This window comes from Achromobacter sp. T5-5 (assembly GCF_055397965.1).
Genome location: NZ_AP027919.1, coordinates 4,671,019 through 4,688,855, shown reverse-complemented (window position 1 = coordinate 4,688,855; position 17,837 = coordinate 4,671,019). Strand labels below are relative to the sequence as shown.

The window sequence follows — 17,837 nt, the reverse complement described above, 5'->3', positions numbered from 1 at the left end:
GGCGCCTGGTCCTTTCGGATTACCGGGGTTCCTTCTTCTTCCTGCGGCTCACGCGCATCGCCAGGATCAGGATCAGCAGCAGCACCAGCAGGCTGATGCTGACGGCCGGCACGCTCCACGAGATATAGCGGCGCCACTCGAAAAAGGCGGTCTCGCCCGCGCCGGGCGGATGGCTCGCGTCCGGGTTGGCGCTGTCGATCCACGCCACCGGACCCGCCGCGCCGATGAGCGCGATGTTGCCGCGATTGAGCACGAAGGGGGCGTCCGTCATGCCCGGCTGCTGCCCCAGCGTGTGCCACAGGATGCCGTCCTGGCCGCCCGCGCTGACCACTTCGGCGGTGCTCAGGCGGGTGAGGCCGGCAATGTCCAGCCACGTCGTGTCCTTGCCGGCCACCTGCAACTGCTTGCGCTCGGTGACCTGGACCGCGGCCTTGGCGCCTTCCACCGGCAATTCCATCGCCAGGAAGGGGCGCGCCGGTTTGACCGGCTGGCCCGCGGGAGAGACCGACAGCTCGGCGCGCGTGGCCGATACGCCGCTGGCCGCCGCGATGCCGATCACGCGCTTGATGTTGTCGGGCGCGTCGGCCAGATAGCTGTCCGGAATCAGCACCTGGGGCGAGCCGGCCATCAGCGGCAGCAGGCCCACGAACGTGCCGTCCGGCTGCGCCTTCCCCGGCTTCACATAGCTGGTCGGCAGCACGTTGACGGGAAAGCCCTGTGGAATCTCATTGCAGTCCACGGACACGGGCTGGCGCTGGAAGGTCACGCGCACGGTGTTGGTTACGCCCAGCGCATAGGCGGGCACACGCGCGGTCAGGCGTTCCGGCTGCCCGTCGGCTTCCAGTTGCCGGGCGCCCAGCAGGATGCCGTTCCAGAACACGGACGCCACCGGACGCGTCGACGATGCGCCGGGCGCGGCCGCCACGTCCATGATCAGCTCGTCCGGCACGCGGCCGGCGGCGGTCACGGCGGCCAGCGGGAAAGCCGCGTTCCAGTCGCCACGCGCCACCACGTCAAAGCTCGCCGACGAGCCGCCCAGGCTGGACAGGCGCACGCCGCCGTCCGGCATCGATTGCGGCGGTGTGGCCGTCTGCACCTGCACCTGGCGGCTGGCCAGGATGCGGCGCCAGGCGGTGTCGAACACGCCCGCGCCCTGCGCGCCCGCGTCGGGCGCCACGGCGATCACCGCCTGCCCGCCCAGGGGCGCAAGGCGGATCGTTCGGGACGGCAGTGCGGCGCCCGCCAGCGGCATGCGCTGCTGGCGCCACGCCTTGAAGGCGTCCGCGGCGTCAGCGTCCGAGGCAAGCTGCGCCTGCAGGGCGTCCAGCGCCTCGTTGTATTTCGTGCCGAGCGCGGCATCGGCAATCACCACGTCGCCGGCCACGGACGGCGCGCCCATCACCAGCAGGGCGCCGATTTCCGCAGGGTTGGCGAGCGTGTGCGTTTCTTTGCCGGCCACCGCGGCAAACGCCGGCACCTGCGCCAGCCCCGCGGGAACCTGCAGGCCGCGCGTGTCGACCTCGTCGCCTACCGACGGGAAGGCCTTGACCGCCACCCGCTTGCCGCCGCGCTCCATCGCCACGCCCAGGCGCCAGGCGCTGTCGAAGGCCTGCTGGTCCAGCTTGCGGCCGGCGACCATGAGCACGGGCCGGGCGGGCAGCGAGCCCCAGGCATCGTCCAGGCTGTGGATCGCGGAGGCGTCGTAGCGGTAGCTCAGCCGCGTCTGCGGCGAGATCGTCAGCGCATTGCCCGTGGCGCGGTTGCTTTCACATTGGCGCCGCGCGATGTCGGATTGCCAGTCCACGCCCACGCGCAGAAAACCCGATTCGCGGATACGGGGGGCGACGCGCAAGGCGCGGCTGGCCGACCCGTCGCCATCCGCGATGCGCTGCGCAACCTGAGGCACGCCGTCGAGCCACAGCACCATGCTGGTCCGGCCCGGTTCGCCCTTGGTGTAGCGCGCATCGAAATCCAGCGTGGCATCCGCGATCGGCACGCCGCGCGGCACCGGCAGATAGAACTCCTGCCGCGCATCGCTGTTGCTCAGCACGACGGGCTCGGTGATGCCCAGGTCTTCCAGCGTGGCGCTGCGCGTCACCAGGACGTCGCTTTGCAGGCGGCGCAAGGCGTCGCCGGCCGGACTGGCAAGCGCGCCCAGCGGCGCCAGCAGTCCAGCCGCGGCCAGGGCGAGGCACAACGCGCGAAGGTCGGAGGCTCGTGAAGAGAGGGGCATGAAGGCTCCAGGCAGGAAAGGCGTCGCGGCAGGGGTTCAGACAGGCGGGGTGGCGTAGGGATCGAATTCCGCCACGGGGCGCGCGCAGAGCGCATCCACAATGCGCTGGCTGGCCTTGCCGTCGCCATACGGATTGATCCGGCGCGAAAAGGCGCCGTGCAGCGCGGGGTCATCGAGCAGCCGGCCGACCTCGCCGACGATGCGGCGCACATCGGTGCCCACCAGCGCCACCGTGCCGGCCCGCACCGCTTCGGGCCGCTCCGTGACGTCGCGCATCACCAGCACCGGCTTGCCCAGGTAGGGCGCCTCTTCCTGCACGCCGCCGGAATCGGTGAGGATCAGGTGGGACCGCCGCATGAACCAGACGAAGTCGAGGTAATCCAGAGGCTCGATCAGGTGCACGTTCGGCCGTCCGGACAACTCGCTCATCACCACGCCGCGCACCTGGGGGTTCAAGTGGACCGGATAGACGATCTGCAGGTCCGGCCGCCGGGCCAGTTCCGCCAGCGCCGCGCAGATGTTGCGAAACCCCTCGCCGAAACTCTCGCGCCGGTGTCCGGTCACCAGCAGCAGCCGCCGGCTCGGGTCCAGCCAGGCGTACCGGGTCCGCAGCGCATGGTCCAGCGCGCCGCCGGCGGTCAGCTTGGCGCAGGTCATCGCCAGCGCGTCGATCACCGTATTGCCGGTCACCGTGATGCTCCCGGCCAGGTTCTCGCGCAGCAGATTGCCGCGCGATTCCGCGGTCGGCGCGAAGAGCAGGTCGCCCACCGCATCGACCACGCGGCGGTTCATTTCCTCGGGGAAGGGCATCGCCAGATTGCCCGTGCGCAGTCCCGCCTCCACGTGCCCGATGCGCACGCGCCGGTGAAACGACGCCAGCGCGCAGGCCGACGCCGTGCTCGTGTCGCCATGCACCAGCACGCAATCGGGCTTCTCCGCTTCCAGCACGCCGTCGACGCGGCTGATCAGGCGGGCATACAAGCCGTTCAGCGACTGGTTGGGCACCATGATGTCCAGGTCGTGCTGCGCCTTCAGGTCAAATAGCGTCAGCACCTGGTCCAGCATCTCCCGATGTTGTCCGGTCACGCAGACCACGCTATGGATCGTCGGCTCGCGCTGCAGCGCCGTGACCAGCGGCGCCATCTTGATGGCCTCCGGGCGCGTGCCAAATATCGACAGGACTTTCATAGCGCGAACGGGCCTCCAGCGCCGGTGGCATTTTTGGCGTTCATTGTGTCTTGAAAGCATTCGTAATATGTGTCGGATTATGTCGAGCCATTCCATGGACTGGTCCGTCTCCCTGACTCAGGCCGCCTTTCGGTTTCCCAATGCCCATGCGGGTTTGGCGGCCAAATTCGGGGTCCGATCAGCGGCGCGGCGTTACCGCGAGGAGGGCTGATGGCGTGAAACAACCTATTTCAGTTGCATCGGGTCGGGGCTTAGGCCGCAATGGGCCTTCCCCGGTCGCGTTGCGTATCCTGGCCGGCGCGGGCCGGTGAAATACTGATACAGACGGCGGTCGGTCCGGCCGGGCCATTTGTGGTCGACGCGCCACAGGGACGGGGCGCCCGCAGGGCGCCCGATTGCGAGTAAGGTTAAGGGTAGCGGCCTAGATTGCCCGGCACCCCGGCCCGTGCCGCCAGCAGGAACCCGAACACCATGAAGACTCCCCACGTAGCGCTGCGGCTGGTCCTCGCCATCGCGGCATTCGCCTCGATCACCGCCTGCGCCGACACGCAGCCCCAGCGAACCGACCTGGACTACCGCAGCCGTCCCCTGGACTCGCCCCCGTCCGCCACCAACCCCAATCCCTCCGGCCAGCGCCTGACCATCCAGTCCGGAGAGGGCGAACGGCTGAACCTGCCGTGGTTCATCGAAGGCGCACAGGATTGGGTCAACCGGCAATGACTGCGGGGCTGCGGCCCGCCGGGACGAAAAAAATCCTCAAGGATTTGCATCCTTGAGGATTTCTTGTTTCAGCTGACGTTGCTGAACGGAATTTGGTGGAGCCGGGGGGAATTGAACCCCCGTCCGCAAGCCCTCCGCAACCAGTTCTACATGCGTAGTCGATTTATTTGGTTTTAACTTTGGACTTAGCCAACCGACAGGCCGGACCAAAGCGATTCACGTAATTTAAATCTGAGCCGTGTGACCCCAGCGCAGACCGATTCCTTGTGAATGTCGCTGCTGCGGTTCGAGGGTTACCCCCCTAGGAAGTTGCCTTCCTCCGCCTGACCCAAGGACAGATCAGTGCAGCGGCTCACCGCTTAAGCGGCGAGAGCGAAACGCTCGTCGTTGGCGTTTGTAGTGTTCCAGTGGTTTAACGAGCGTACTGGTGCTCGGCATGCCCTGAGTTGTTTCGCGACCCACGTCGAATCCGGATCGGCCCCAAGAACTTCTATTGTACTGGCAAACGCAATAGCCCGCCATGGGCGCGGCCCATCATTGCCGGTGTGGCGCGGGTGAGGCGTCCGGTTCAGGCTGCATTCGCGCACTCGGCCTTGGATGGCCGGCCGGCGCGCGACGCCGCCATCATCAGCGCCGCCAGGGCCACGGACATGCCCACGATCGCAGCGGCGGCCCAGCCCAGAGTCGCCAGCCCGTACTGGTCGATCACATGCCCGCCCACGACCGCGCCCAGCCCGATGCCGATATTGGCGCCGGAAATGTTCAGGGATGCGGCAAATGCGGGCGCGTCGGGGGCGGACTTCATCAGCCGTACGTGGCACACGATGAATAGCGCGGCCTGCGCAATGCCCCAGATCCCGAGCGCCACGGCGAGCAGGCCGGGCGACTGCATGACCGGCGCGACGAACGCCAGACCCACCGCCATCAGCGCCGAGAACAGGCTCGTGGCGCCCAGCGGGCTGCGGTCCACGATCCGCCCGCCCAAAGTGTTGCCGACCAGGCCGACCGCGCCAAACGCCATCATCGTCCAGCCCACCGTCTCGCCGTCAAAGCCAGCCAGCCGTTCCAGCATGTCCGCCAGATACGTGTAGGCCGTGAACATGCCCGTGAACACCAGCAGCGACAGCAGCACGTGGCCCACCACCATGGGGTTGCGCAGGATGCGCACCTGCGTGACGAGGCGCACATTCTCGGTGCGGACGCGGGTTTTGGGAAAGGCGACGAGCAGCAGCAGGGCTTTGGCGAATGCCACGACCGACAGCACCCAGAACGCGGCGCGCCATCCGAATGCGTCCGAGATCAGGACGCCGATGGGAATGCCGAACACCGTGGCCGCCACGATGCCAAAGGCGACCGTCGAAATGGCCCGTCCGGCCCGCGCCGGTCCGACGATTTCCACCGCGGTGGCGCTGGCAAGCGACCAGAACACCGGCAGAGCCAGCGCCGGCACGAAGCGGGCGATCGCCATGACCCAGATGTTGGGCGCCACGGCCGCCAGGGCATTGGACAGGCCAAACAGCGCAAGCACGCCAATGAAGAGGCGCTTGCGTTCCAGGTTCGCCATCAGGGCGGTCAACAGGGGGCCGGTCGCCGCGACGGTGAAGGCAAACAGGGTCACCAGCAAGCCGGCCTGGGAAACCGTCACGTCCAGGTCGCGGGCCAGGGCGGGCAGCAGCCCCACGATCAGGAATTCGGTGGTCAGGATGGTGAAGCCGGCAGCGGACAGAAGCAAGATAGGCAAAAGCATGGGCATTCCTAGGACGCGACGCCGAATGGCGCCGCGCGGTCAGGGAGGTGGAGTGTGTGGTCCAGCGGTCAGAGAGGTGCGCCGCCTGGCGATGGCGGGGCAGGGGCGGCAGGCGCAGGGCCCGCCGGCATCGAATTCGTTGCGGCCTGGAAAAGCCGCAACGCCGGCACGGGCCGGTAAGCATGCAATCCGGGAAAATCCGGAGCGCCATGCACGGTTCACACTGTAGGGGACATGGGCTGCCGGATAAACCCTCGGCATCCGGATAGATTAGTCGGCCCGAAGCGCTAATCGGCCTGGACAATCCGAGGCGGCACAGACGCCCCACGGCGAAAAGAGGTGGGGCCGCAAGGAAGGCGGATCGTCGCGGACGAAGCCGACACGCCGGCGCCGCACCAGGCCGCCAGGGGGCGGGCCTGGGGTGCGCGTCAGCGCAGGTCGCGCGGCAGCAGCGGTTCGATGGCGGACCACAGGTCCGCGGGCGAGTGGGCGCAGGTTTCCGCCTGCCACGCAATGACGTCGTCGTCTTCGCCGACGTAGCCGTAGGCGGCCGCCACGGCCGGCATGCCCGCGGCGTGCGCGGCCTGGATGTCGCGCAGGTCATCGCCGACGTAGACACAGCGATCGGTCGCAAAGCCCGCCTCGCGCGCGGCGTGCTGCAAAGGCAGGGGATGCGGCTTGGCGTGGGCGGTGGTGTCGCCGCAGACCAGCACGGCGCTGTCGCGCGTCAGGTCCAGGAATTCGACGATGGGCAAGGTCAGGTAGGTGACCTTGTTGGTGACGATGCCCCAGGACATGCCGCGGCCGCGGATGTCGGCCAGCAGGTCTTCGATGCCAGGAAAGAGCTTGCTGTGCACCGTCGAACTGGCGGCGTAGTCTTCCAGGAACTGCAGCCGCGTCGGCTCGTAATCCGGGTCGCCGGGCTGCAGGTCGAGCGCCACCCGCAACAGCCCGCGCGCGCCCTGCGAGGCCACGGGCCGCAGCGCCTCGTAGGCCATCGGCTCCAGCCCGCGACGGGTGCGCTGGCGGTTTGCGGCGGCGGCCAGGTCGGGGGCGGTGTCGGCCAGGGTGCCGTCGAAATCGAACAGGATCAGGGCGCTCATTTGCGGGTAGCCATCAGGTAGTTGACCGACGTGTCGGACGACAGTGTGTAGATCTGGGTGATCGGGTTGTATTCCATGCCGCGCATGCTTACTGGTTCCAGGCCCGCGCCGCGCGCCGCCGCCGACAGCTCGCTCGGCTTGATGAACTGGTCGTAGGTGTGCGTGCCACGAGGCAACAGACGCAACACGTATTCCGCACCGATGATCGCAAAAAGGAACGACTTCGGGTTTCGGTTCAGCGTCGAAAAGAAGACCCAGCCGCCGGGTTTGACCAGCGTGGCGCAAGCGCGCACGATCGAGGCGGGGTCCGGCACATGCTCCAGCATTTCCATGCAGGTCACCACGTCGTATTGGCCGGGCTGCTCGACAGCCAGTTCCTCCACGGGCACCTTGCGATACTCCACCTTCACGCCGGATTCCAGGCCATGCAGGCGTGCGATCTTCAGGGACTTGTCGGCCAGGTCGATGCCGGTCACGTCGGCGCCGCCGCGGGCCATGGATTCGGACAGGATGCCGCCCCCGCAGCCCACGTCCAGCACCTTGCGTCCGGCAAGGCTGCCCGCGCATTCCTGGATCCATTCCAGCCGCAGCGGATTGATCGCATGCAGCGGCTTGAACTCGCTTTCGGGGTCCCACCAGCGGCTGGCCAGGGCGCTGAACTTGTCGATTTCAGCCTGGTCGGCGTTGATGGAGGCTTGCGCGGTGTCGTGAGATTGCGTGTTCATGGGCAGTCCGGCGTAAGGCAGCTCTATATATAGAGGGGTCCAGCGCACAAGGCGAGGAGGGCGCGGCATTGCACCAGTTGGGTGCATTGCCGGCGAAAAAAAGGGCCTCGCTATGCGAGGCCCCCTTATTGTAGCTAGTCCGGCAATTACTTGCGGCTACCCACGATTTCGATCTCAACGCGACGGTTCTGGGCGCGACCTTCCTTCGTCTTGTTGGAAGCGATCGGCTGCAGTTCGCCCTTGCCTTCCGTGTAGATACGGTTGGGGTCGATGCCGAGGCTGACCAGGTAAGCCTTGACCGAAGCGGCGCGGCGCTCGGACAGCTTCTGGTTGTACTGTTCGGTACCGATCGAGTCGGTGTGGCCGACGGCGATGATGGTTTCCAGATCGATCGTGCGAACTTGCTGAGCGACTTGCTGCAGCAGTTGGCGACCTTCAGGCTTCAGGACCGACTTGTCGAAGTCGAAGAACGTGTCAGCATTGAACACGACCTTTGCCGCCATCGGGGCCGGCTTCGCCTTCTGTTGGGCAACCGGGACGCCGTCGCAGCCGGGGATGCCGGTGGCCGGGGTCCAGAAGGCATCGCGCCAGCACAATTCGTTCGTGCCGTTCTTCCAAACGTCACCGAACGGGTTGCGCCAGTTGTCCACGGTTTGCGCGGAAGCTACACCAGAGGCCGTGACGGCGGCGAAGGCGAGCGCCAGAGCGAATTTGGAGGGTTTGTTCATGTTTCTCCTCGTTGAGCTTGAAGCTGGATAAGTGACTCGCAGCGAACCCCCGCCGCATATCAGGAAAACGGGGCCAGTATAGCAACGCCAAGAGCTGGTTCAAAGGAATAGCTACTGGGTTTCCTGCGTGCTGGAAACAATCTTAAGGCATTTGGGGGGCTTTGGCTTCCCTGGACAGGCGCATTAATGCTGGATATGACGTTTTCGGCGCTCCTTCCGTTTCCCATGTTGGTTTTTGACAACAGGCCCTTGGGGCTTGGGTGGGCGTGGCCGGGCGGCGCTTCCGGTCGCCCCGTTCCGGCCCGGTTGAGACGCGTTCACGTCGGCCTTCAGGTCGCCCCGCCAATCGAATGATAGAATTTCCTGTTTACCCGGCCCGGGTTCCTCCTTACACGATTCTGTCGTTATATATATGGATTCCTTTGCCAAGGAGACGCTTCCGGTATCGCTGGAAGAAGAGATGCGCCGCAGTTACCTCGATTACGCAATGAGCGTGATCGTCGGTCGGGCGCTACCGGATGTGCGGGACGGCCTCAAGCCCGTCCACCGGCGCGTGCTCTACGCGATGCACGAGCTGAACAACGACTGGAACCGCGCCTACAAGAAGTCCGCGCGTATCGTCGGGGACGTCATCGGTAAGTACCACCCCCACGGCGACCAGTCCGTCTACGACACGATCGTCCGCATGGCGCAGGATTTCTCCATGCGCTACATGCTGGTCGACGGCCAGGGTAACTTCGGTTCCATCGACGGCGACAACGCCGCGGCGATGCGTTACACCGAAATCCGCCTGGCCAAGATCGCCCACGAGCTCCTGGCCGACATCGACCAGGAAACCGTCGACTTCGGCCCCAACTACGACGGCAGCGAGCAGGAACCGTTGCTCTTGCCGTCGCGCCTGCCCAACCTGCTGGTCAACGGCAGCTCGGGCATCGCGGTGGGCATGGCCACCAACATTCCGCCGCACAACCTCCAGGAAGTGGTCGACGGCTGCCTGTATTGCCTGCGCAATCCGGCGTGCACGGTCGATGAGCTGATCGAGCTCATCCCGGCGCCGGACTTCCCCACGGGCGGCATCATCTACGGCATGTCCGGCGTGCGCGAAGGCTATCGCACGGGTCGCGGCCGCGTCATCATGCGCGCCAAGACGCACTTCGAAGACATGGAGAAGGGCAATCGCCAGGCGATCGTCATCGACGCGATTCCCTACCAGGTCAACAAGAAGACCCTGCAGGAACGCATCGCCGAGCTGGTCAACGACAAGAAGATCGAAGGCATCTCGGATATCCGGGACGAATCCGACAAGGATGGCATGCGCCTGGTCATCGAGCTCAAGCGCGGTGAAGTGCCTGAGGTCGTGCTGAACAACCTCTACAAGAATACGCAGTTGCAGGACACCTTCGGGATGAACCTGGTGGCGCTGGTCGACGGCCAGCCCCGCCTGCTCAACCTGAAGCAGATGATCGACTACTTCCTGCAGCATCGCCGGGAAGTCGTCACGCGCCGCACCGTGTTCCAGTTGCGCAAGGCTCGCGAGCGCGGCCACGTGCTGGAAGGCCTGGCGGTGGCGCTGGCCAACATCGACGATTTCATCGCGATCATCAAGGCGGCGCCGACGCCGCCGGTCGCCCGTCAGGAACTGATGGCGAAGTCCTGGGATTCGTCGCTGGTGCGCGAAATGCTGTCGCGCGCCGATGGCGACACGCCCGGCGGCCGCGCGGCTTTCCGACCGGACGACCTGAGCGCCGAATTCGGCCTGCAGGGCGATGGCCTATATCGCCTGAGCGACACGCAGGCGCAGGAAATCCTGAACATGCGCCTGCAGCGCCTGACCGGGCTGGAACAGGACAAGATCGTCGGCGAATACCGCGACATCATGTCCACGATCGCCGACCTGCTGGACATCCTGGCCCGCCCCGAGCGCATCACGACCATCATCAGCGACGAACTGCAGGCCATCAAGGCCGAGTTCTCGACCGGCGCCAAGGATTCGCGCCGTTCGGAAATCGAACTGAACGCGACCGAGCTCGACACCGAAGACCTGATCACGCCGACCGACATGGTGGTCACGCTGTCGCACGGCGGCTACATCAAGAGCCAGCCGCTGTCCGAGTACCGCTCGCAAAAGCGCGGCGGTCGCGGCAAGCAGGCGACGGCCATGAAGGAAAACGACTGGATCGACCAGCTCTTCATCGCCAACACGCACGACTTCCTGCTGTGCTTCTCCAACCGCGGCCGCGTGTACTGGCTGAAGGTCTGGGAAGTGCCGCAGGGCACGCGCAATTCGCGCGGCAAGCCCATCGTCAACATGTTCCCGCTGGCCGAAGGCGAGAAGATCACGGTGGTGCTGCCGGTCAAGGAATTCAGCGAAGACCACTATGTCTTCATGGCGACCTCGCGCGGCACGGTCAAGAAGACCCCGCTGTCCGACTTCTCCAACCCCCGCAAGGCCGGCATCATCGCCGTCGACCTTGACGATGGCGACTACCTGATCGGCGCCGACCTCACCGACGGCAAGCATGACGTCATGCTGTTCTCGGACGCCGGCAAGGCCGTGCGCTTCGACGAGAACGACGTGCGCCCGATGGGCCGCAATGCGCGCGGCGTGCGCGGCATGATGCTCGAAGACACGCAGACGGTGATCGCGCTGCTGGTGGCTGGCGACGAGACGCAGACCGTGCTGACGGCCACTGAAAACGGCTATGGCAAGCGCACGCCGATCGCGGAGTACACCCGCCACGGTCGTGGCACCAAGGGCATGATCGCCATCCAGACTACCTCGCGCAACGGCAAGGTGGTGGGCGCGGTGCTGGTCATGCCTTCTGATGAAATCATGCTCATCACCACCGGCGGCGTCCTGGTGCGCACCCGCGTCGCGGAAATCCGCGAAATGGGCCGTGCGACGCAGGGCGTCACGCTGATCAACGTCGACGACGGCAGCACGCTGTCCGGCGTGCGCCGCGTCGTGGAAAGCGATGCGGACGACGATGGCGAACTGGACGAAGACGGCCAGCAAGCCGGTGGCGACGACAGCAGCGACGCAGCGGATTCGACGGAACCTACGGAGCAATAATGGCCCGCCCCTGGAACTTCTCGGCAGGCCCCTCGGCCTTGCCCGAGGTGGTGCTGCAGCAAGCCGCTGCAGAAATGTTGGATTGGCACGGCAGCGGCATGTCCGTGATGGAAATGAGCCATCGCGGCAAGCACTTCGTGCAGATCTGCGACGAAGCAGAATCCGATCTGCGCGAACTGCTGGGCCTGCCGGCGGACTACGCCGTCATGTTCATGCAGGGCGGCGGTTCCGGGGAAAACGCCATCGTCCCCATGAACCTCATGGGACGCCGCGGCGCGCCGGCCGCGGATTTCGTCGTGACGGGCCATTGGTCCAAGCGTTCCTACAAGGAAGCCGGCCGCTACGGCAGCACGCACGTGGCCGCCAGCAGCGAGCAGGCTGCCGTGATCGACGGGCGCGAGCAGGCGCCGCTGACCTGGGTGCCGCCGGTGGAAACCTGGCAGGTGCGCAAGGAATCGGCCTACCTGCACCTGTGCAGCAATGAAACCATCGGCGGCGTCGAGTTCATGGACTGGCCCGACACCGCCGACCTCGGCGCGCCCGACGTGCCGCTGGTTGTGGACGCCTCGTCGCATTTCCTGTCGCGTCCGATGGACGTGTCGCGCTGCGGCATGGTGTATGCGGGCGCACAGAAGAACGCCGGCCCCGCGGGCGTCACCATGGTCATCGCGCGCCGCGACCTGATCGGCCAGGCGCTGCCGATCTGCCCGTCCGCCTTCGACTACGCCAACGTCGCCGCCGAGCATTCGCGCTACAACACGCCGCCCACCTTCGCGATCTACATCGCGGGGCTCGTGTTCAAGTGGATCAAGGCCAATGGCGGCGTGGCCGGCATGGAAGCGGCCAACAAGGCCAAGGCCGAGCTGCTGTACGGCTACCTGGACGGCACCGACTTCTACGCGAATCCCATCCACAAGCCCGTGCGTTCCCGCATGAACGTGCCGTTCGTGCTGCGGGATGAGTCGCTCAACGACGCCTTCCTGAAGGGCGCCGAGGCGGCCGGCCTGACGCAGTTGAAGGGCCACAAGAGCGTGGGCGGCATGCGTGCCTCCATCTACAACGCCGTGCCCATGGAAGGTGTGGCGGCGCTGGTCGAGTACCTGAAGGAATTCGAGCGTCGCCATGGCTGATGAGCTGCAGCGCAAGCTGCTCCCCCTGCGCAAGCGCATCGACGAGCTCGATGCGCAGATCCTCGATCTCCTGTCTCAGCGCGCCCGCGCCGCGCTGGAAGTGGGCGAGGCCAAGCATGCCGTCCAGGCCGACGGCCCGGTGCTGCGCCCCGAGCGTGAGGCCGAAGTCATCCGCCGTCTTCAGCAGATCAATCCCGGGCCGTTTCCCAATGCCGGCGTGGCCTCGGTCTGGACCGAGATCATCTCCGCCTGCCGCGGCCTGGAACGCGGCATGACGGTGGCATTCCTGGGACCGCAGGGCTCGTTCTCCGAGCAGGCTGCCCTGGAGCATTTCGGCCACGCGGTGCAGAAGCTGCCTTGCGCGTCGTTTGACGAGGTCTTTCGCGCGGTCGAAGCCGGCCAGGCCGACGTAGGCATGGTGCCGGTGGAAAACTCCACCGAGGGCGCCGTCAACCGCAGCCTGGACCTGCTGCTCAATACGCCGCTCAAGATCCTTGGCGAGCGTTCGCTCGTCATCCGCCATTGCCTGATGTCGCAATCGGGCAGCATGGACGGGGTCCGGACGATCTCCGCGCATCCGCAGGCGCTGGCCCAGTGCCAGGGCTGGCTGACGCGCAACTATCCCGACGTCGAACGCGTGGCCGCTTCCAGCAATTCCGAAGCCGCGCGCGCCGCGGCGGGCGATCCGAGCATCGCCGCGATTGCGGGCGAGGTGGCCGCGCCCGCCTGGAACCTGCAGATCATCGCTGCGGGCATCCAGGACGATCCGCACAACCGTACCCGTTTCCTGGCGATCGGCAACATCGAGCCGCTCGCCAGCGGCAAGGACAAGACCAGCCTGATCCTGGCCGTGCCGAACCGCGCGGGCGCCGTCTATGAAATGCTGGCGCCGCTGGCCGCCAACGGCGTGTCGATGACGCGCTTCGAGTCGCGTCCCGCGCGCACGGGCCAGTGGGAATACTATTTCTACGTCGACGTCCTGGGTCACCAGGGCGATCCGAATGTCGAGCGCGCCCTGGCCACATTGCAGGCGCAGGTTGCCTATCTGAAAGTGCTGGGCTCGTACCCGGCGCAGTGACATCCCACACCATGATGACCAACGCATCCAAGCCCCTCGTCGCCCCCGCGCACGTCAGCGCCATCGCGCCCTATCAGGCAGGCAAGCCGATCGAAGAACTGGCCCGGGAGTTCGGGCTGGATCCGGCCACCATAGTCAAGCTGGCCTCCAATGAAAACCCCTTGGGCATGCCCAAGTCGGCGCGCGCGGCCATGCTGGCCGCGGCCGAATCGCTGGCGCGCTATCCCGATCCCAACGGCTTTGACCTGAAGGCGGCGCTCGCCGAGCGTTACGGCGTGCCGATGAACTGGATCACGCTGGGCAACGGGTCCAACGACATCCTGGAAATCGCGGCGCTGGCGCTGCTGGAGCCGGGCACGTCGGCGGTCTATGCGCAGCACTCGTTCGCGGTCTATCGCCTGGCCACGCAAGCGCGCGGCGCCCGCCACATCGTGGTGCCCGCCGTGGACTACGGCCACGATCTGGATGCGATGTTCGACGCGATTGCCGATGACACGCGTCTCGTGTTCATCGCCAACCCGAACAACCCGACCGGCACCTTCGTGCCCGGCGACAAGGTGGCCGAATTCCTGGAGCGTGTGCACGCCGCGCACGGCGACCGCGTCACGGTCGTCCTGGACGAGGCCTACAACGAATACCTGGATCCGGAATTGCGCTTTGACAGCACCGCGCTGGCGCGCCGCTATCCGAACCTGATCGTCTCGCGCACCTTCTCCAAGGCCTACGGCCTGGCGGGCCTGCGAGTCGGATTCTCGGTCGCCCAGCCCGGCCTGACCGACCTGCTGAACCGCGTGCGCCAGCCGTTCAACGTCAACACGCTGGCCCAGGCCGCGGCCATCGCCGCGCTGGGCGACGCCGCCTATCTCGAAGAAGCTTACGCGTCCAACAAGGCGGGCAAGGCGCAGCTCTGCGCCGCCTTCGAAAAGCTGAACCTGCGCTACGTGCCCAGTTTCGGCAATTTCGTGCTGGTGCACGTTGGCGACGCGCCGCGGATCAACCTCGAACTGCTCAAGCGCGGCGTCATCGTGCGGCCGGTGGCCGGAGACGGCCTGCCCGAGTGGCTGCGCGTGTCCATCGGACTGCCGCAGGAGAACGCCCGCTTTATCGACGCCTTGACCGCCATCCTGTCCGCATGAACGACGCGTTGCCTTCTTCCAATCAGGGGGCCGCGGGCCCCCTGATTCCTGTATTGGCGGTGGTTGGCGTGGGCCTGATCGGCGGCTCCTTTGCCGCGGCCTTGCGGCAGGCGGGGCAGGTCGGCCGGGTGCTGGGCGTGGGGCGCAATGCGCAATCGCTGGCGCGCGCCGTGGAGCTGGGCCTCATCGACGAAGCCGTGACGGCCGAAGCGGCCGCGGCCCGGGCGGACCTCATCATGCTGGCCACGCCCGTGGGCGGGTTGACGAACGTGCTTTCGCAAATGCGGCCGCACCTGGGCCCCGGCACGGTGCTGACCGATGGGGGCAGCACGAAGGCTGAGGTGGTCCTGGCCGCCCGCGACGCGCTGGGCGATCGCATCGGGCAGTTCGTGCCCGGCCACCCGATCGCGGGCGCCGAACGCACCGGCCCCGAGGCCGCCGACGCCAGCCTGTACCGCGGGCGCACCGTCATCCTCACGCCCATGCCGGAAAACGGCGCGGCGGCCACGACGCTCGTGCGCCAGGCATGGCAGGCGTGCGGCGCGGACGTCAGCGGCATGGACGCCGAGGCGCACGACCGTGTGCTCGCCTCGGTCAGCCATCTGCCGCACCTGCTGGCGTCGGTCTATATGGAGCAGGTGGCCACGGCCGCCGATGCCGCGACCCGGCTTGAGCTGGCGGGCAGCGGCTTTCGCGACTTCACCCGCATCGCCGCCGGATCGCCCGAGATGTGGCGCGATATCTTTCTGTCCAACCGTGACGCGATGCTGGCCGAGCTGGCCGCCGTGCGCGGTGTGCTGGACCGTGCCGAGCGCGCCATCGCCGATGGCGACGGCGAGGCTTTGCTGACGCTGCTGGACACGGCGGCGCGCGCGCGCCGCGCCTGGCGCAAGGAGTAGCTGACATGGGCAATTTGCCTTACCTGGACCTGCCGCGCGTGCGGCGCGCGCAGGGCACGATGGCCCTGCCGGGCTCCAAGAGCATTTCCAACCGCGTGCTGCTGCTGTCGGCCATCGCCGAGGGCGAGACGGCCATCACCGGCCTGCTGGATTCCGACGATACGCGGGTCATGCTTGCCGCCTTGCGGCAGTTGGGCGTGCAAGTGTCCGAACTGGACGCGGGCCGGGTCACCGTGCAGGGAGTGCGGCGCTTTCCCGTGGAAGGCGCCGACCTCTTCATGGGCAATGCCGGCACCGCGATCCGGCCCCTGACCGCCGCGCTGGCGCTCATGGGCGGCGACTACCGCCTGTCCGGCGTGCCCCGCATGCACGAGCGTCCCATCGGCGACCTCGTCGACGCCCTGAACGCGCTGGGCGCGCGCATTGATTACCTAGGCCAGCCGGGCTATCCGCCGCTGCACATCGGCCGCGGCGATATCGCCGAGAACGCCGTGACGCGCGTGCAGGGCTCGGTGTCCAGCCAGTTCCTGACGGCCTTGCTGCTGGCCGCGCCGCTACAGGCCGCGCGCAGTGGCCGGCCGGTGACCATCGAGGTGGCGGGCGAGCTGATTTCCAAGCCCTACATCGAGATCACGTTGAACCTCATGGCGCGTTTCGGCGTGCTGGTGCAGCGCGATGGCTGGAGCCGGTTCGTGATCGAGGCCGGCGCCGCCTATCGCAGTCCGGGCCAGATCGCCGTGGAAGGGGACGCATCGACAGCGTCCTATTTCCTGGCGCTCGGCGCCATCGGCGGCGGGCCTGTGCGGGTAACTGGCGTGGGCGCGGACAGCATCCAGGGCGATGTGGGCTTTGCCAGCACGCTTTCCGACATGGGCGCCCGGGTCACCTACGGGCCCGACTGGATCGAAGTCTCGGGCGTGGAGGTTGCCGACGGCGCCCGGCTCAAGGCCTTCGACACCGATTTCAACCTGATCCCGGACGCCGCCATGACGGCCGCCGCGCTGGCGTTGTATGCGGATGGCCCCTGCAGGCTGCGCAACATCGGCAGTTGGCGCGTCAAGGAAACGGATCGCATCCACGCCATGCAGACCGAACTGGAAAAGCTCGGCGCGCAGGTCGAATCCGGCCCCGACTGGCTGCAGGTGACGCCTCCCGCGCAGGGCGCGTGGCGCGACGCGCACATCGGCACCTGGGACGACCACCGCATGGCGATGTGTTTTTCGCTGGCAGCTTTTGGCCCGGCGGCGGTCCGCATTCTTGATCCCGGCTGCGTCAGCAAGACGTTCCCGGGTTATTTTGACGTCTACGCCGGCCTGGTTTCGGCCTAGCGCTGCATCGCATCTATGACTTTGACTGCTTCGAACTCCGCGACTTCCGCCCCGGTCATCACGATCGACGGCCCCACCGCATCCGGCAAGGGCACCGTGGCTCACCGCGTCGCCAAGGCGCTGGGCTGGGCGGTGCTGGACAGCGGCGCGCTGTACCGGCTGACCGCCCTGGCCGCCATCAACCGCGGCATCGCGGCCGAGGACGAACCCGCCGTGGCGCGCGTGGCCGAGACGCTGGACGTGCGCTTCGAGGGGCCCCACGTCTACCTCGAGGGCGTGGACGCCGGCCACGACATCCGCCGCGAGGAAGTCGGCAACTTCGCGTCCCGCGTGGCCGCCTTCCCCGGCGTGCGCCAGGCCCTGCTGGCGCGCCAGCGCGCCTTCCGGCTGCCGCCCGGCCTGGTGGCCGACGGGCGCGACATGGGCACCGTGGTGTTCCCGGATGCGTCCCTGAAGGTCTTTCTGGTCGCCGACGTCGTCGCCCGGGCTGAGAGGCGGCGTAAGCAGTTGATCGAAAAGGGAATTTCTGCTAATCTAGACGACCTTTTGCGGGACATGCGCGAACGTGATGCGCGCGATACCGGGCGCGCTGCCGCGCCACTTGCTCCCGCAACAGATGCGCACGTGCTGGATTCGTCGAACCTGACGATTGCGGAAACGGTGCAGGCAATACTGGATCTCTGGCAACAGGCGCAGGCCGGGCACCAGGCGCCAGAGCGGGGCTGAAGCCCGGGGCCATCCCCGAAGCG

14 protein-coding genes and 1 other RNA gene are annotated in these 17,837 nt (G+C 67.0%); 8 read left to right on the top strand and 7 right to left on the bottom strand.

From position 1 onward, the window contains the following. Window positions 1-19: 19 nt before the first annotated feature. Window positions 20-2,233, bottom strand: coding sequence for a hypothetical protein (locus ACZ50Q_RS21315; RefSeq protein WP_464079480.1), 2,214 nt, complete (start codon window positions 2,231-2,233; stop codon window positions 20-22). Window positions 2,234-2,269: 36 nt separating this feature from the next. Beyond that, window positions 2,270-3,421, bottom strand: coding sequence for a non-hydrolyzing UDP-N-acetylglucosamine 2-epimerase (gene wecB / locus ACZ50Q_RS21310; RefSeq protein ID WP_464079479.1), 1,152 nt, complete (start codon window positions 3,419-3,421; stop codon window positions 2,270-2,272). 471 nt (window positions 3,422-3,892) lie between these two features. Between wecB and ACZ50Q_RS21305 the strand changes: the two genes are divergently transcribed. After that, window positions 3,893-4,141 carry a hypothetical protein gene (locus ACZ50Q_RS21305; RefSeq protein WP_092577977.1) on the top strand — a complete coding sequence of 83 codons (249 nt, stop codon included), beginning with the start codon at window positions 3,893-3,895 and terminating at the stop codon, window positions 4,139-4,141. A gap of 93 nt (window positions 4,142-4,234) precedes the next feature. Here the strand turns inward: ACZ50Q_RS21305 and ssrA are convergent. The 5 genes from ssrA to ompA all read right to left on the bottom strand — a co-directional run bounded on the left by ssrA (window position 4,235) and on the right by ompA (window position 8,444). Next, window positions 4,235-4,623: a transfer-messenger RNA gene (ssrA, locus tag ACZ50Q_RS21300) on the bottom strand. 86 nt (window positions 4,624-4,709) lie between these two features. Further along, on the bottom strand, window positions 4,710-5,888 hold the full coding sequence (locus tag ACZ50Q_RS21295; RefSeq protein WP_464079478.1) for an MFS transporter: 1,179 nt from the start codon (window positions 5,886-5,888) through the stop codon (window positions 4,710-4,712). A gap of 428 nt (window positions 5,889-6,316) precedes the next feature. Continuing rightward, the gene (locus ACZ50Q_RS21290) at window positions 6,317-6,991 is read right to left on the bottom strand and encodes an HAD-IA family hydrolase (RefSeq protein ID WP_076519546.1); all 675 of its coding nucleotides are present in this window, start codon (window positions 6,989-6,991) and stop codon (window positions 6,317-6,319) included. Continuing rightward, window positions 6,988-7,716 carry a bifunctional 2-polyprenyl-6-hydroxyphenol methylase/3-demethylubiquinol 3-O-methyltransferase UbiG gene (gene ubiG, locus ACZ50Q_RS21285; protein ID WP_092577980.1) on the bottom strand — a complete coding sequence of 243 codons (729 nt, stop codon included), beginning with the start codon at window positions 7,714-7,716 and terminating at the stop codon, window positions 6,988-6,990. Before ubiG ends, ACZ50Q_RS21290 begins: the two co-directional genes overlap by 4 nt. Window positions 7,717-7,862: 146 nt before the next feature. Next, window positions 7,863-8,444, bottom strand: a complete 582-nt coding sequence (gene ompA, locus ACZ50Q_RS21280) for an outer membrane protein OmpA (RefSeq protein WP_076519549.1) — start codon at window positions 8,442-8,444, stop codon at window positions 7,863-7,865. Between the two features lie 412 nt (window positions 8,445-8,856). Between ompA and gyrA the strand changes: the two genes are divergently transcribed. Genes gyrA through cmk form a run of 7 tightly spaced genes read left to right on the top strand, consistent with a single transcriptional unit; the run spans window position 8,857 to window position 17,814 of the window. Next, window positions 8,857-11,517 (top strand): DNA gyrase subunit A, encoded by a 2,661-nt coding sequence (gene gyrA, locus ACZ50Q_RS21275; RefSeq protein WP_076519551.1) that lies wholly within the window; start codon window positions 8,857-8,859, stop codon window positions 11,515-11,517. After that, on the top strand, window positions 11,517-12,647 hold the full coding sequence (gene serC / locus ACZ50Q_RS21270) for a 3-phosphoserine/phosphohydroxythreonine transaminase (protein ID WP_175493111.1): 1,131 nt from the start codon (window positions 11,517-11,519) through the stop codon (window positions 12,645-12,647). The genes gyrA and serC overlap by 1 nt, the downstream gene beginning before the upstream one ends. Next, a complete protein-coding gene (gene pheA, locus ACZ50Q_RS21265; protein ID WP_076519555.1) occupies window positions 12,640-13,725 on the top strand; it encodes a prephenate dehydratase in 1,086 nt (361 codons plus the stop codon). Before serC ends, pheA begins: the two co-directional genes overlap by 8 nt. A gap of 14 nt (window positions 13,726-13,739) precedes the next feature. Next, on the top strand, window positions 13,740-14,861 hold the full coding sequence (gene hisC / locus ACZ50Q_RS21260; RefSeq protein WP_464082024.1) for a histidinol-phosphate transaminase: 1,122 nt from the start codon (window positions 13,740-13,742) through the stop codon (window positions 14,859-14,861). After that, on the top strand, window positions 14,858-15,760 hold the full coding sequence (locus ACZ50Q_RS21255) for a prephenate dehydrogenase (protein ID WP_464079477.1): 903 nt from the start codon (window positions 14,858-14,860) through the stop codon (window positions 15,758-15,760). Before hisC ends, ACZ50Q_RS21255 begins: the two co-directional genes overlap by 4 nt. A 5-nt stretch (window positions 15,761-15,765) precedes the next feature. After that, window positions 15,766-17,088, top strand: coding sequence for a 3-phosphoshikimate 1-carboxyvinyltransferase (gene aroA, locus ACZ50Q_RS21250; protein ID WP_464079476.1), 1,323 nt, complete (start codon window positions 15,766-15,768; stop codon window positions 17,086-17,088). 21 nt (window positions 17,089-17,109) lie between these two features. Continuing rightward, window positions 17,110-17,814: a (d)CMP kinase gene (gene cmk, locus ACZ50Q_RS21245; RefSeq protein ID WP_464082023.1), complete on the top strand. Its 705-nt coding sequence runs from the start codon at window positions 17,110-17,112 to the stop codon at window positions 17,812-17,814. The last annotated feature ends 23 nt before the right edge of the window (window positions 17,815-17,837 follow it).